Below are 14,191 nucleotides of genomic sequence, written 5' to 3'. Positions count from 1 at the left end.
CTTCGCGCATATCAACACATTCGTGGGTTTAGAGCGCTGGCCGCGAGGATGTCTGATCGCCACCGATCGAGTTTCAAACCGGGGGAAGCGCCGCAGGAAGGTGTGCAGCTTAAAGACTGGTTTGCCGGTTCCGATACCCTCGAGCAAATCCAGACGGCGAATGGAGAAATCATCAACCTGCCGGCCAACAGTGACGCGCTGCCATGTTTGGCTGATCGCTGAATCAAACACCCTCGTTCCTGCAACGGGATCGAGGGGGCAGGAAATGCTGCCGAGGGCGAACCCGATCTCCGGGTTCGCCCTTTCTTGTATCTGGAGAAAATTTCTTACACACCCGTCGCAACATTTTCCTGTGCAGGCTCAAGGTTTGGATTTTTGCAGTCGATAGCATTTCATTCGTTTATTTATCAGGCAGGGATTGCACGATTGAACGGTCGCTCTCTGCCGACAGATCCGCTTTCAACAACAACGCAAGGAAGACGTAAATGGCAGTAGTGAATGGAACAAGTGAAGCGGACGTGCTGTTGGGCACCGATGGCAATGACCAACTCTATGGACTGGAGTCGGATGATGTCCTGCTGGCAAGTGCGGGATCGGACCTGCTCGATGGCGGGGAAGGCTTCGACACCGTGAACTATTACGCAATAGCTGCGGGGATCAATGTCGAACTGGCCAATGGCGCGACTACCGTCGCCGGACCTGACGGCAAGGTCGATACGCTGGTGGGCGTAGAGAAGATCGTCGGGACCTTTGCCAACGACACATTCGCCAGTTCGGTGGGTGGCGTGACCCTGGAGGGCAGTAGCGGTGATGATGTCTACATCGTCAGTGCCGAGGACGTGACCGTCATCGAAGAAAACCTGGGTGGCTACGACGAGCTGCGCACCAACCTCAACAGCATCAAAATGAGCGCGTACGTCGAGAAGCTGACGTTCACCGGCATCGGTGACTTCAAGGCTTACGGCAGCGCCACCGACAACGAGATCATCGGTGGCGCCGGTAACGACTGGCTGTGGGGCGGTGATGGAGCCGATCACTTCGTTGGCGGTGATGGCTACGACACGGTCAGCTACAGCGACAGTCTTGAAGGGGTGAGGGTCAACGATTACTCCAACTACGACTGGCTGACCATTGCCTACGGCGACACCTTCACCGGTATTGAAGCCATTGAGGGTTCTAGCTTTGATGATCTGATCTATCTCAATCAACCCGCCGAACAGGCGATGATCATTGATGGTGCCGGTGGCTACGACACGGTGAGCTATCAGAACTCGTTCGACGCGGTCACTGTTGAGGTCGGCGCGGGCTCCAGCCTGCTGAATGTGGAGAAGGTGATCGGCTCGTCAGGCGCCGACCATTTCACCGCCAATTCAGGTGGCCTGTCCTTGGCCGGTGGCATGGGTGACGACGTCTACACGATTAACAGTGTGGGCGTGACCGTCGAGGAAATCGAGGGTTACATGGGCGGTACCGATCAGGTCTACACCAACCTGTCGGAATTGCATCTGGGCGCGTTCGTTGAAAACCTCACCTACACCGGCACTGGCGACTTCACTGGCTACGGCAATGATGAGAGCAACATCATCATTTCGGGTGCCGGCAATGACGTGTTGTCCGGTGGTAAGGGGTGGGATGTCTTGAATGGCGGTGCCGGCATCGACATCGTCAGTTACGCAGACAGCAAGGAAGGACTGACAGCTTCTCTCGGCTGGGCCCCTCGCAGCGGTGACGCGGTTTACCACACCTACATTGATATCGAAGGCCTGCGCGGCAGTCAGTTCGACGACCAATTGTATGGCGATTCGGGCGACAACATTCTCGAGGGTGGGGCTGGCTTCGACATGCTTTACGGCGGTGACGGCAACGACCACATTTATGGCGGGCTGGCGTCCGGACTCGATACTCAAGGCTATGCCAGCGACCGGCTGTCGGGAGGCGCGGGTGACGACGTCATCGTCAGCGATGCCTTTGATGTGACCAGTTCCGCCAGCGGTGACGAAGGCAACGACACCATCACCATGGTCGGCGGTCAGGCCAGGGGCGGTGAAGGCAACGATATCCTCACCGGCACGGGGCGCAACTACATGCTGTTCGGTGACGAGGGCAATGATCTGTTGATCCTCAATCTAGCCGGTCAGTCGACCTCTGGCGGCAGAGCTTATGGCGGTCAGGGCGATGACACCTACGTGGTGAACACGACCGGGCTGGTGACGATTCAGGATGTGGGCCTGGACCAGAATGACACGCTGATCCTCAACACGATTGCCAACGCCAGCCAGCTGAGCGTGACTCGCATCGGCAACGATGCCTATTTGCACAGCGCCAACGACGGCAACAACGGTGTGCCGGATAACGGCGTGAAACTGGCAGGTTGGTACGCGGGGTCCAACACCATCGAGCACATCCAGACCGCCGATGGTCAGGCCTTTGAGTTGCCGGCCAGCAGTGATGCGTTCGCCATGTTCGGCTAATCGTTCAACCCGTTGACCTGGCGCAAGGAAAGGGATGAATCCACTGATGGATTCATCCCTTTTTTCATGGCTCATCGCGCAGCTGACGCGGGGCTTGTGGAGCTGGCGCGTTTCCTGCAAGTCCCCTGTAAATCGCCATAAAACGAGCGCTCGCGGTCATCGCAGTGGCGCCGCAAGCGGCAAAAGGTTTAGCCAGAAGGCCCGCAAAGCTCAAGAAAGCCATGCGCGGCCCGGTGACGAACGAGAGGGGAGACGATGAAGGCAGTTATTTTGGCGGGTGGCCTCGGCACGCGCATCAGTGAAGAGTCGCACCTTAAGCCCAAGCCGATGATCGAGATCGGCGGTAAGCCAATTCTCTGGCACATCATGAAGCAGTATTCCGCGCACGGAATTCACGATTTCGTGATTTGCCTTGGCTACAAGGGCTACGCGATCAAGGACTTCTTCGCCAACTACTTCCTGCACACCTCCGACGTCACCTTCAACATGCGTGAAAACCGCATGGACGTGCATCAGAATTACAGCGAACCCTGGAGCGTCACGCTCATCGACACCGGCGAGGAAACCATGACCGGTGGCCGTCTGCTGCGTGCCGGCCGTTACCTCAAGGATGAAGAGGCGTTCTGCTTCACCTACGGCGACGGCGTGTCCGATCTGAACATTCGTCAGTTGGTCGATTACCACAAGGCGCACGGCCGTCTCGCGACCGTGACGGCCGTGCAACCGCCGGGACGCTACGGTGCCCTCGAGCGCCAGGGCGATCAGGTCCTCGGTTTCACCGAAAAACCCCGCGGTGATGGTGGCTGGATCAATGGCGGCTTCTTCGTGCTGTCGCCGAAAGTGCTGCCGTACATTGCTGGCGACGAAACCACTTGGGAGGCCGAGCCATTGGCCCGCCTGGCCCAGGACGAACAATTGAAGGCTTTCGAGCACGAAGGCTTCTGGCATCCAATGGACACCCTGCGCGACAAGAATCACCTCGAAGCGCTGTGGCTGAGCGGGGAGGCCCCATGGAAGCAATGGGCCTGAGTCCGGAGTTCTGGCGCGGCAAGCGTGTTCTGGTCACCGGACATACCGGTTTCAAGGGCAGTTGGCTGACCTTGTGGCTGCAAAGCCTCGGCGCTGATGTCAGCGGTTTTTCGCTTGATCCATCGACCGAGCCGAGCCTGTTCGAATTGGCGCGCGTGTCCGACGGCATCAACGATCAACGCGGCGACCTGCGTGATCTCGGCGCGCTGCTGGAAATTATTGCCGACACCGAGCCTGAGATCGTCCTGCACCTGGCGGCCCAGCCGCTGGTGCGTGAAGGCTACCGTGATCCGCTCGGTACCTATTCCAGCAACGTGATGGGCACGCTTAACCTGCTCGAAGCGATTCGCCAGGTCGGTTGCGTACGTGCCTGCGTGCTGGTGACCACCGACAAGGTCTACGCCAACAAGGAATGGCTGTGGCCGTACCGCGAAGACGAAGCCCTCGGTGGTCACGACCCTTACAGCAGCAGCAAGGCTTGCTGCGAACTGTTGGCGCAGTCTTATGCCGCTTCTTTCTTCCCGGCGGACAAATACGCCGAGCACGGTCTGGCCCTGGCCACTGCGCGTGCCGGCAACGTGCTGGGCGGCGGTGATTTTGCCCCGGAGCGACTGATCCCCGACGTGCTCAAAGCCTGGACGGCCGACGAGCCGGTGACCTTGCGTTACCCGCAAGCCGTGCGCCCATGGCAGCACGCGCTGGAGCCGCTGGCCGGTTATCTGCAACTGGCCGCCGGTCTCTACGAACAAGGCCCGGAGTATGCCGGGGCGTGGAACTTCGGCCCGGGCGAGGCGGACATGTGCAGCGTCGGCGAAGTGGTCGAGTTGCTCGCCAGTCGTTGGCCGCAGGCGCGCGGTTTGCGTATCGAACCGAGCGAACTGCACGAGGCCGGCCTGCTGCGTCTGGACAGCAGTCGCGCACGCCAGGTACTCGGCTGGCAACCACGCTGGACCTTGCAGCAATGCCTGACCCAGACCCTCGACTGGCATCTGGCGTGGCAAAACGGCGATGACATGCGCGCCGTTACCCTCGGTCAACTGAACCTGTACCGAGGCGCGCTGTGAGCGAGTTTTCCTTGCACGCGCTGCCGCTGGCCGGCCTGTTCAGCGTCCAGCACAAACGCTTCGAAGATCAGCGCGGGCACTTCGCCCGACTGTTCTGCGAGGGCAGTCTGAGCGCATTCGGCAGCGAATTTCATATCCGCCAGATCAACCATTCCTGCACTCGCGAGAAGGGCAGTGTGCGCGGTCTGCATTACCAGAATGCCAACGCGCCGGAAGCCAAGCTGATCACCTGCCTGCGCGGTGAGGTGTGGGATGTGGCGGTCGATTTGCGTCCCGATTCCGAGACGTTTCTGCATTGGCACGCTGAGCATCTGAAGGCCGGTGATGGCCGCAGCCTGTTGATCCCGGCCGGGTTCGCCCACGGTTTCCAGACGCTGACCGAAGACGCCGAATTGCTTTACCTGCACAGCGCCGATTACACGCCGGAGCACGAGGGCGGTCTGTCGGTGAACGATCCACGGCTGGCGATTGCCTGGCCGTTGCCTGTCAATAATTTGTCAGCGCGTGATTCCAGCCATCCCGCGCTCGATCAACACTTTGCTGGAGTGCGTCTATGAACTGCCGTGGGTGCGCCGCACCGCTGAGCCTGCCGCTGATTGATCTTGGCACCTCACCACCGTCCAACGCCTACGTGCATGCCGATCGCCTGGAACAGGCCGAGCAATGGGTTCCGCTGAAGGTCGCCGTGTGCCAACAATGCTGGCTGGTGCAGACCGAGGATTACACCAGCGCCGACAGCCTGTTCGACGCCGAATACGCGTACTTCAGTTCGTTCTCCAGTACCTGGCTGGCGCATGCCGAGCGCTATGTCGCCGAGATGGTCGAGCGCTTTGGCCTGACTGCCGACAGCCGCGTGGTTGAAGTCGCCGCCAACGATGGTTACCTGCTGCAATACGTCGCCGCGCGGGGCATTCCGTGCCTCGGTGTTGAGCCGACCCGCAGCACCGCGCAAGCGGCACGAGAAAAAGGTCTGGAGATTCGCGAACTGTTCTTTGGTCGTGACACCGCCGCGCAGTTGAAAGGCGAGGGCTGGGGCGCCGATTTGATGGCGGCCAACAATGTGCTCGCGCATGTGCCGGACATCAACGACTTTCTCTGTGGTTTCGCCACGCTGCTCAAGCCGACCGGCGTCGCTACCTTCGAATTCCCACAACTGCTGACGCTGATGGCCGGCGCGCAGTTCGACACGCTGTATCACGAGCACTATTCCTATCTGTCACTGACTGCCGTGCAGACGCTGTGTGAACGCAACGGTCTGGAAGTGTTCGATGTCAGCCAGTTGAGCACTCACGGCGGATCGTTGCGGGTGTTCGTCCAGCGCAAGGACGGCGAACGCCGTGCCGTGCAGCCAGCGGTGCAACAGCAGTTGCAGGCCGAGCTCGACGCTGGCGTGAAAACCGCTGAGTACTACGCAACCCTCGCGCCCGCCGCTGAGCGCATCAAGCATGAACTCCTGCGCTTTCTGTTGCAGGCCAAGGCCGACGGCAAGCGAGTGGTCGGCTACGGCGCTGCCGCCAAGGGCAACACCTTGCTCAACTACGCCGGGGTCAAACCGGACCTGCTCGCGTGGGTGGCCGATGCCAACCCGCACAAGCAAGGCAAGTTTATGCCGGGCAGTCGCATTCCAATTGTGGCGCCCGCGCAGATCGACATCGAGAAACCGGATTACGTGCTGGTGCTGCCGTGGAACCTGCTGCACGAAGTCAGCCAGCAATTGGCGCAAGTGCGTCAATGGGACGGGCGCTTCGTGATCGCCGTGCCTGAGTTGAACGTGCTGTGAAGGTTCTGGTGACTGGAGCCACGGGCTTCGTCGGTCGGCATCTGGTTGCGGCGTTGCTGGCGCGTGGTTGCACCGTGCGCGCAGTGGCGCGCAACGCAGAAACGGCGCAGGGCATGCCGTGGATCAACGACGTCGAGTTCGTCTCGGCGGATATTCACGCGCCTGAGTTGGACACAGCAGCGCTCACCGATGGCATCGACGTTCTTGCGCATCTGGCCTGGCCGGGGTTGCCGAACTATCGGGCGCTGTTCCACTTCGAGCACAACCTGATGGCCGATTACCGCTTTATCAAAAGCGCGGTCGAGGCCGGCGTGAAGCAAGTGCTGGTGACCGGCACGTGCTTCGAATACGGCATGCAAAGCGGCCCGCTCAGCGAGCAGACCGAGCCGCAACCGAGCAATCCCTACGGTCTGGCCAAGCACACCTTGCACCTGTTTTTGCAGAACCTGGCGCAAGAGCAGCCGTTCACCCTGCAATGGGCGCGACTGTTCTATCTGCATGGCGAAGGGCAGAACCCCAACAGTCTGTTGGCGGCACTGGACCGGGCGATCGATGCCGGGGATCAGGCGTTCAACATGTCGGCCGGCGAACAGTTGCGCGATTTTCTGCCGATTGAAACCGCCGCCGGTCATCTTGCCAGCGTCCTCCAGCGACGTGATTTCGATGGCGTAATCAACTGCGCCAGCGGCCAACCGGTATCGGTGCGGGCGCTGGTCGAACAGCGTCTGCGCGAACGCGGCGCGAACTTGAATCTGAACCTCGGCCACTACCCTTATCCGACCCACGAACCGTTGGCGTTCTGGGCGGTGACCGAGCGTTTGCAACAGTTGTTGGGAGAGTCGCAATGAGGCACGAGCTGTATCGGGTCACCGACCTGCCGGTGTTGCAGAACCGCACCTTTGCCGATCCCGAGTCGGCACAGGCCTCGGCCAGCGCCGACATGCTGCTGGTGCAGGACGAGCGCAGCGGCCTGATCTTCAATGCTGCGTTCGACGCCAACAAGTTGAGCTATGACGCCGACTACCAGAACGAGCAGGCGCATTCGGGCCAGTTCCAGCAACACCTGCGCGACGTTGAAGGCATCATCGCCAAGCATTTCAAGGGTCAGGAGCTGATCGAGGTCGGCTGCGGCAAGGGCTACTTCCTTGAGTTGCTCAAAGGTCTCGGTTACTCGATCACCGGCATCGACCCGGCGTACGAAGGCGAGAACACCGACGTGATCAAGGCACCGTTCACTCGCGGCCTGGGTCTGGCGGCGGATGCCATCGTGCTGCGCCATGTGCTTGAGCACATTGAGGACCCGGTGAGTTTCCTCTCGGTGATCGCCGAAGCCAATCAGGGCGGGCAGATCTACATCGAAGTGCCGTGCTTTGACTGGATCCTTGAACACAAAGCCTGGTTCGACCTGTTCTACGAGCACGTCAATTATTTCCGCCTCGATGACCTGCGCCGAATGTTCGGCACCGTGCACGAGGCCGGTCACCTGTTCGGTGGCCAATACCTGTACATCGTCGCCGACCTTTCGACGTTGCGCCTGACCCCGGAACAACCGGTGCCACGCCTGACGCTGCCAGAAGGCTTCACCGCCAGCCTCGACCGCGCCGTGCAGATCATCCAGTCCGCACCCGAGCAGGGTTCGGCGATCTGGGGTGCCTCGTCCAAAGGCGTGATCTATTCGCTGTTCCTGCAACGCGCGGGCGTGGCGGTGGATCGTGTGGTGGACATCAACCCGGCCAAGCAGGGCCGTTATCTGCCGCTGAGCGGAGCCCGCGTGTCCTCGCCGCAAGAGGCCATGGACGCGCTGCCGGAAGGCGCCAACCTGTTTGTGATGAACTCCAATTACCTCGAAGAAATCAAGCGGATGACTGGTGGACGCTACGTCTATCACGCCGTCGATAGCGCTTCGTTCCAGTGACCATTGAGACTTTGAACATGACCGACAACAGCATCAACCAAGCCTTCGAAGCCGAATGCCGCGAGCAGATTGCCCAGCAAGGTGACGACCAGAAACTCACTGGCCTGGCCCGTGATTTCTTCAACGAATCGGCCAAACACAAATACAGCTACCACTTCTCGTGGATGGGCCGCCCGATCATCCAGTTGCCACAAGACATGATGGCGATGCAGGAGATCATCTGGCAGGTCAAACCGGATCTGGTCATCGAGTGCGGCATCGCCCACGGCGGTTCGATCATCTACTACGCGTCCCTGCTGGAACTGCAAGGTCATGGCGAAGTGCTGGGCATCGACCTCGATATCCGTCCGCACAACCGCGAAGCGATCGAAAGCCACCCGATGGCCAAGCGCATCAAGATGATCGAAGGCTCGAGCATCGACGCCGGCATTGCCGCCCAGGTGCAGGCTGCGGCCAAGGGCAAGAAAGTCATCCTGGTGCTCGATTCCAACCACACCCACGATCACGTACTGGAAGAGCTGCGTCTGTACGCACCGCTGGTGTCGGTCGACAGTTACTGCGTGGTGATGGATACCGTGGTTGAAGACATGCCGGCCGATTTCTTTCCGGACCGTCCATGGGGCCCGGGCGACAACCCGAAAACCGCCGTGTGGAAATACCTTGAAGAGAACCAGGATTTCGAGATCGACCAGCAGTTGCAGAACAAGCTGTTGATCACCGTGGCGCCGGACGGCTATCTGCGTCGCGTCCGTTAATTCGCAACATTATCCAAGCGTCATTTTGGCGAATCGCCGGTTGTGGGGAGAGGTTATGCAAGGCAAGTACAGTTCTGAACAAGCGCTGCCACTCAATGAGTTGTTGACGGTGGTGCTGTTTACTCACAATCGACCGGCGTTTATACGTCGGGCAGTGAAGTATTACAGCAGCTTGCCCTGCAAAATCATGGTGCTGGACTCCACTCCAGAACGGCCTGAAGGCGATTTTTCTGCGGTTGATTACCATCACGTGCCGCAGTTCGCTTATTGGGGAATGCAGGCGAAACTGAACTACGGTGTCGAGCAATTGACCACGCCGTATATGGTGCTGGCGGCCGACGATGACTTCATCCTGCACGATTCGTTGGCCGAGTCCGTCGGTTTTCTGGAAGCGAACCACGATTACGGTATGTGCCACGGCTATTGCCTGATGTACGTGACGCTTGCCGGCGGTGTGAGTTACTACCGTCGCGACAAGAAAGTACAGGAAGACTATTCGTCCGAGTGTGCTCAGGAACGGGTCCTGGATTACATGCATCAGTACGTGCCGCCGTTTTACGCTGTGCACCGCACTGACTTGATGAAACAGTGGTATGCGGCATTACCCTCCGGCACCAGTTTTCAGTGGCAGGAAATCGGTCACGTCTATTTCATGCTGGCCAATGCCAAGGCGCGAATCCTGCCCATTCCCTATGTGGTGCGCGAGATCAACTATGGCAGCTCCGAGCACAACACAGAGGTGTATCACTCGCTGACGTACATCGATGCAAAATCGGTGGCCGAGCGTGAAGCCTTTGCCGAGTTCCTGGCAACGCTGCCTACCGGTATTCAGGGGCTTGATGCCCAAGAGGGCAAGGCGTTCGCCTTTCAAAGTTTTGCAGCGATGACCGACAGCCTGGAGTCCGGTCGAGCCTTGACGGCGGAGCTGATTTTTCAGTCCACCTGGAATCAGTCACTCAAGGTTCCGGATCGCCGTTTCGGACCGTTGCAATACGTCGAAATGCCGTTTTACAACCAGGCATTCTTCGACCGTCTGACGCAGTTCGAATTCATGCTGCACGCGATGCCGGCCGGCCGCATTCAACTGGAAGGGCTAGAGGGCATCTGGACTCGCCAGGCTCATCTGTTGCAGGCTCGCAACAACGACACGGCGGAAAGTGTGCTGGATCGTTTGTGGCAGGCGCATGACCTCAATGCGTTCAACCGTCTGGTCGTCAAGCGTCTGGCAGCTCAACTCGAATTGATGGGGCAGGACGAAGAAGCGCAGATCATGCAGGCGTGGATTACCCGCCTCGAGGCACTGACGGGCGATGATCATCATGCCGTCTTCAACACCATGCAGTCCGGCCGTCTGCTCAACTGGCTGGCGTCGCGTCAGCCTGCGGTTGAGCAGATCGACTCGATAGCCCGGCATCTGGCAGCCAATGATGGCGGCCCGCAATTCGCGATTTTCCTGTTGGATCTGGACAACGATATCGACAAGTTGCAGGTCACTCTCGACAGCTTGCTTGAGGGTCACTGCAAAGCTTTCAAAATTGTCGTATTCACCACCGGCGAAGCACCGGCGGCGACCACCGCACAAAACACCCTGCACTTCGTCCGGGTTACCCCGAGCAACGTTGTCGAGAAACTCAATCAGAGTGCTGGCCAAACACCGTGCGAGTGGGTGCTGTTGGCCCAGGCAGGTGACGAATTCACGGCTGGAGGCCTGCTACGCGCCAGCCTGGAGTTGCTGTCCGCCACTGATCTGCGAGCCGTTGCCACCGATGAGATCGTGCGCACCGATAAGGGCGCGCTGGTTGACGTGTTCCGTCCGGGTTTCAATCTTGACCTGCTGCAAAGCATTCCATCGCTGATGGCGCGCCACTGGTTGATCCGCCGCGATGTGCTGCTCGACGTCGGCGGTTATCAGGCTGATTTTCGCGATGCGCTGGAATTCGATTTGCTCCTGCGCATCATTGAGCAGGGCGGTCTCGGCGGTATGGCGCATCTCGACGAACCGTTGCTGATTTCCCAGGCGCCGGTGCTGGAAGAGAATGCCCACGAGCGCCAGGCGTTAATGCGCCATCTGGGCAATCGCGGCTATAAGGCAAGAATTACTTCGGCGTTGCCAGGCACCTGGCAGATCGATTACCGGCATGCCCAACAGCCGCAGGTCTCGGTCATTTTGCCTGCCGGTAACAATCTTGCCGAGCTGCAACGCTGCCTCGACGGCATATTGCTCCGGACCCGATACACGCGCTATGAAGTGTTGATCGCGTTAAACCCCAATCAGTCGGCAGATATCAACGACTGGCTAGGCTCGCTGCAAAACGCCAAAGTGCGTGTGCTGAGGGCCGATCAGCCGTTGAATGATGCGGCGCTGTGTAACGCTGCCAGCCAGGAGGCTCAGGGCGAATATCTGGTGCTGATGACGCCTGACAGCGAAGTGGTCAACCCGAACTGGATTGAATCGCTGCTCAACCATGCCTTGCGCCCTGAAGTCGGGATTGTCGGGGCCAAATTGGTCGACCGTGACGGCAAAATCTCCCAGGCCGGTCTGATCCTCGGGTTCAACGGTGACATCGGTTCGGCCTTCGTTGGCGAAAAACATGCAGCCGAAGGCTATATGCATCGTTTGGTGGTGGAGCAGAACTATTCGGCGGTTTCGAAAGTGTGTCTGATGGTGGGCAAAGAGTTGTTCGAAGCGCTTGGTGGCCTCGACGAAGTGACCTTTGCCGACGGCTTCAGCGACGTCGATCTGTGCCTCAAGGCCGGTCAGGCCGGTTATCTCACCGTGTGGACGCCGTCGGTACAGGTGCTGCACACCGGCGAGCTGCCGCAAGTGCCGCAGACATTGGCTGCACTGCGTGAAAAATGGAGCAGCGCCTTCGCGCAGGATCCGGCATACAACGCCAACCTGGCCCTGCGCGGCAAAGGTTTTGTCCTCGGTGAAAGTGCCTCGGTCAATTGGGCACAGTTGCTCGGCTAAGCCAGGCAGGCAGGACACAGGAATTCAGACATGTTCAACGGTAAATCGATCTTCATCTCCGGCGGCACCGGCTCCTTCGGGCGCAATTTCATCCGCCGCCTGCTGGAGCAATATCAGCCCAAGCGGGTGGTGGTGTTCTCGCGCGATGAACTCAAGCAATACGAAATGCAGCAGACGTTCAACGCGCCGTGCATGCGGTATTTCATTGGTGACGTGCGTGACGCTGACCGTCTGCGTCAGGCCATGCGCGGCATCGACTACGTGGTGCATGCCGCTGCGCTGAAGCAAGTGCCGGCGGCGGAATACAACCCGACCGAATGCATCCGCACCAACGTCAACGGCGCGGAAAACATCATCGCCGCAGCGATCGATAACGGTGTGAAGAAGGTCGTGGCGCTGTCCACTGACAAGGCGGCCAGCCCGATCAACCTGTACGGTGCGACCAAGTTGCTCTCGGACAAACTGTTCGTCGCCGCCAATAACATTGCCGGTGAGCAGGAAACCCGTTTTGCCGTGGTGCGCTACGGCAACGTGGCCGGCTCGCGTGGTTCGGTGGTGCCGTTCTTCAGCAAACTGATTGCCGACGGCGCCCAAGAGTTGCCGATCACCGATGAACGCATGACGCGCTTCTGGATCACTCTGGATCACGGCGTGCAGTTCGTGCTCGACAGCTTTGCGCGCATGCACGGCGGCGAAGTGTTCGTGCCGAAGATTCCGTCGATTCGCATCGTCGATCTGGCACGTGGCATGGCCGATCATCTGCCGCACAAGAACGTCGGCATTCGTCCGGGAGAAAAGCTCCATGAGCTGATGGTGCCGCTGGACGATGCGCGAATGACGTTGGAGTTCGAAGACCACTACACGATCCAGCCGTCGATTCGCTTCACCAGCGTCGACGTCGATTTTGCCGTCGATAGACTGGGTGAGCAGGGGCGTGCAGTGGGCGAGGACTTTGAATATCGTTCCGACACCAATCCGCATTTCCTCTCGGTTGGTCAAATCGCCGATCTGCACGCGAAGCTGTCGGCATGATTCCTTACGGTCGGCAAAGTCTCGATCAGTCGGACATCGATGCAGTCGTCGACGTGCTGCAGTCGGACTGGCTGACTCAGGGACCGACCATCGAGCGTTTCGAACAGGCCATGGCCGAACGCTGCCAGGCTGATTTCGCCGTGGCGGTGTGTAACGCCACGGCGGCGCTGCACATTGCTTGCCTGGCGGCGGGGCTTGGGCCGGGTGATCGCTTGTGGACCACGCCAAATACCTTTTTGGCTTCGGCCAACTGCGGGCGCTATTGCGGCGCGGACGTGGATTTCGTCGACATCGATCCGCTGACCTGGAACCTCGATGCTTTCGCGCTGGCGGCGAAGCTGGATCAGGCCGAGCAGGACGGCACCTTGCCAAAAGTGCTGGTGGCCGTGGCGTTTTCCGGACAGAGCTGCGACATGCGGCGGATTGCCGAACTGGCTGAACGCTACAACTTCACCGTGATCGAAGATGCTTCGCACGCGGTCGGTGCGTCCTATGCAGGGCGCCCGGTCGGCTGTGGTCAATTCGCGGCGATGACAGTGTTCAGTTTCCACCCGGTGAAAATCATCACCAGCGCCGAGGGCGGCATGGTCCTGACCAATCGCCCGGAACTGGCCGAGCGTCTGCAACGCTTGCGCAGCCACGGCATGACCCGCGATCCGCAACAGATGACTGAGGCCAGTCACGGCCCCTGGTATTACCAGCAGATCGAGCTGGGCTTCAATTACCGCATCACTGATCTGCAAGCTGCGCTGGGTTTGTCGCAACTGGCAAAACTGCAGGGTTTCATCGCTCGACGCCGTGAGCTGGCGGCGCGTTACGAGCGTCTGCTGGCGTACTTGCCGGTGACGTTGCCGAGCGCTCAACCTGACGCAGAGTCGGCCTGGCATTTGTATGTGATTCGCTTGCAGACGGATCGAATCAGCCTCAGTCATCGCCAGGTCTTTGAAGGCTTGCGCGCGGCCGGCGTCGGCGTGAATCTGCACTATATTCCCGTGCATTTGCAGCCCTACTATCAAGACCTGGGTTTTGCCGAGGGCGATTTTCCTGAGGCTGAACGCTATTACGCTGAAGCGATCAGCCTGCCATTGTTCCCATTGCTGAGCGATGAGCAGCAGGATTATGTGGTCGAGCAATTGCGCCGGCTGACCGAATAATTGCCGCTGCGGCGGTGGAT

At 59.5% G+C, this 14,191-nt stretch carries 12 protein-coding genes; all 12 read left to right on the top strand.

Features of this window, described 5'->3' with window-relative positions; genetic code table 11:
* Positions 1–48 precede the first annotated feature (48 nt).
* The 12 genes from JFT81_RS11960 (at position 49) to pseC (ending at position 14,171) form a co-directional block, all read left to right on the top strand.
* Positions 49–222: a hypothetical protein gene (locus JFT81_RS11960; RefSeq protein ID WP_201227469.1), complete on the top strand. Its 174-nt coding sequence runs from the start codon at positions 49–51 to the stop codon at positions 220–222.
* 263 nt (positions 223–485) lie between these two features.
* Complete coding sequence (locus JFT81_RS11955; RefSeq protein ID WP_201227468.1) at positions 486–2,471, top strand: calcium-binding protein; 1,986 nt, start codon at positions 486–488, stop codon at positions 2,469–2,471.
* Positions 2,472–2,726: 255 nt separating this feature from the next.
* A complete protein-coding gene (rfbF, locus tag JFT81_RS11950) occupies positions 2,727–3,500 on the top strand; it encodes a glucose-1-phosphate cytidylyltransferase (RefSeq protein ID WP_201227467.1) in 774 nt (257 codons plus the stop codon).
* Positions 3,482–4,564: a CDP-glucose 4,6-dehydratase gene (rfbG, locus tag JFT81_RS11945; protein WP_201227466.1), complete on the top strand. Its 1,083-nt coding sequence runs from the start codon at positions 3,482–3,484 to the stop codon at positions 4,562–4,564. The genes rfbF and rfbG overlap by 19 nt, the downstream gene beginning before the upstream one ends.
* Positions 4,561–5,121 carry a dTDP-4-dehydrorhamnose 3,5-epimerase gene (gene rfbC / locus JFT81_RS11940; RefSeq protein WP_201227465.1) on the top strand — a complete coding sequence of 187 codons (561 nt, stop codon included), beginning with the start codon at positions 4,561–4,563 and terminating at the stop codon, positions 5,119–5,121. The genes rfbG and rfbC overlap by 4 nt, the downstream gene beginning before the upstream one ends.
* A complete protein-coding gene (locus JFT81_RS11935; protein WP_201227464.1) occupies positions 5,118–6,344 on the top strand; it encodes a class I SAM-dependent methyltransferase in 1,227 nt (408 codons plus the stop codon). The genes rfbC and JFT81_RS11935 overlap by 4 nt, the downstream gene beginning before the upstream one ends.
* Positions 6,341–7,192, top strand: coding sequence for an NAD(P)-dependent oxidoreductase (locus JFT81_RS11930; RefSeq protein ID WP_201227463.1), 852 nt, complete (start codon positions 6,341–6,343; stop codon positions 7,190–7,192). The genes JFT81_RS11935 and JFT81_RS11930 overlap by 4 nt, the downstream gene beginning before the upstream one ends.
* A complete protein-coding gene (locus JFT81_RS11925; protein WP_201227462.1) occupies positions 7,189–8,259 on the top strand; it encodes a class I SAM-dependent methyltransferase in 1,071 nt (356 codons plus the stop codon). The genes JFT81_RS11930 and JFT81_RS11925 overlap by 4 nt, the downstream gene beginning before the upstream one ends.
* A gap of 17 nt (positions 8,260–8,276) precedes the next feature.
* Positions 8,277–9,014, top strand: coding sequence for a cephalosporin hydroxylase family protein (locus JFT81_RS11920; protein ID WP_093439633.1), 738 nt, complete (start codon positions 8,277–8,279; stop codon positions 9,012–9,014).
* 55 nt (positions 9,015–9,069) lie between these two features.
* Positions 9,070–11,985, top strand: a complete 2,916-nt coding sequence (locus tag JFT81_RS11915; RefSeq protein WP_201227461.1) for a TIGR00180 family glycosyltransferase — start codon at positions 9,070–9,072, stop codon at positions 11,983–11,985.
* 30 nt (positions 11,986–12,015) lie between these two features.
* A complete protein-coding gene (pseB, locus tag JFT81_RS11910) occupies positions 12,016–13,017 on the top strand; it encodes a UDP-N-acetylglucosamine 4,6-dehydratase (inverting) (protein ID WP_201227460.1) in 1,002 nt (333 codons plus the stop codon).
* Positions 13,014–14,171, top strand: a complete 1,158-nt coding sequence (gene pseC / locus JFT81_RS11905) for a UDP-4-amino-4,6-dideoxy-N-acetyl-beta-L-altrosamine transaminase (RefSeq protein ID WP_201227459.1) — start codon at positions 13,014–13,016, stop codon at positions 14,169–14,171. Before pseB ends, pseC begins: the two co-directional genes overlap by 4 nt.
* Positions 14,172–14,191: the final 20 nt, after the last annotated feature.

The sequence above is a fragment of the Pseudomonas sp. TH43 genome (assembly GCF_016650635.1).
In the GTDB taxonomy this organism is placed as follows: domain Bacteria; phylum Pseudomonadota; class Gammaproteobacteria; order Pseudomonadales; family Pseudomonadaceae; genus Aquipseudomonas.
The sequence above is the reverse complement of the archived record's forward strand: the minus strand, read 5'-3'. Positions and strand labels throughout refer to the sequence as shown.

Excerpts from the sequence above, each read along its gene's own strand:
- JFT81_RS11960 (WP_201227469.1), top strand. The coding sequence starts at position 49 with ATGTCTGATCGCCACCGATCGAGTTTCAAACCGGGGGAAGCGCCGCAG.
- JFT81_RS11955 (WP_201227468.1), top strand. The coding sequence starts at position 486 with ATGGCAGTAGTGAATGGAACAAGTGAAGCGGACGTGCTGTTGGGCACC.
- rfbF (WP_201227467.1), top strand. The coding sequence starts at position 2,727 with ATGAAGGCAGTTATTTTGGCGGGTGGCCTCGGCACGCGCATCAGTGAA.
- rfbG (WP_201227466.1), top strand. The coding sequence starts at position 3,482 with ATGGAAGCAATGGGCCTGAGTCCGGAGTTCTGGCGCGGCAAGCGTGTT.
- JFT81_RS11935 (WP_201227464.1), top strand. The coding sequence starts at position 5,118 with ATGAACTGCCGTGGGTGCGCCGCACCGCTGAGCCTGCCGCTGATTGAT.
- JFT81_RS11925 (WP_201227462.1), top strand. The coding sequence starts at position 7,189 with ATGAGGCACGAGCTGTATCGGGTCACCGACCTGCCGGTGTTGCAGAAC.
- JFT81_RS11920 (WP_093439633.1), top strand. The coding sequence starts at position 8,277 with ATGACCGACAACAGCATCAACCAAGCCTTCGAAGCCGAATGCCGCGAG.
- JFT81_RS11915 (WP_201227461.1), top strand. The coding sequence starts at position 9,070 with ATGCAAGGCAAGTACAGTTCTGAACAAGCGCTGCCACTCAATGAGTTG.
- pseB (WP_201227460.1), top strand. The coding sequence starts at position 12,016 with ATGTTCAACGGTAAATCGATCTTCATCTCCGGCGGCACCGGCTCCTTC.
- pseC (WP_201227459.1), top strand. The coding sequence starts at position 13,014 with ATGATTCCTTACGGTCGGCAAAGTCTCGATCAGTCGGACATCGATGCA.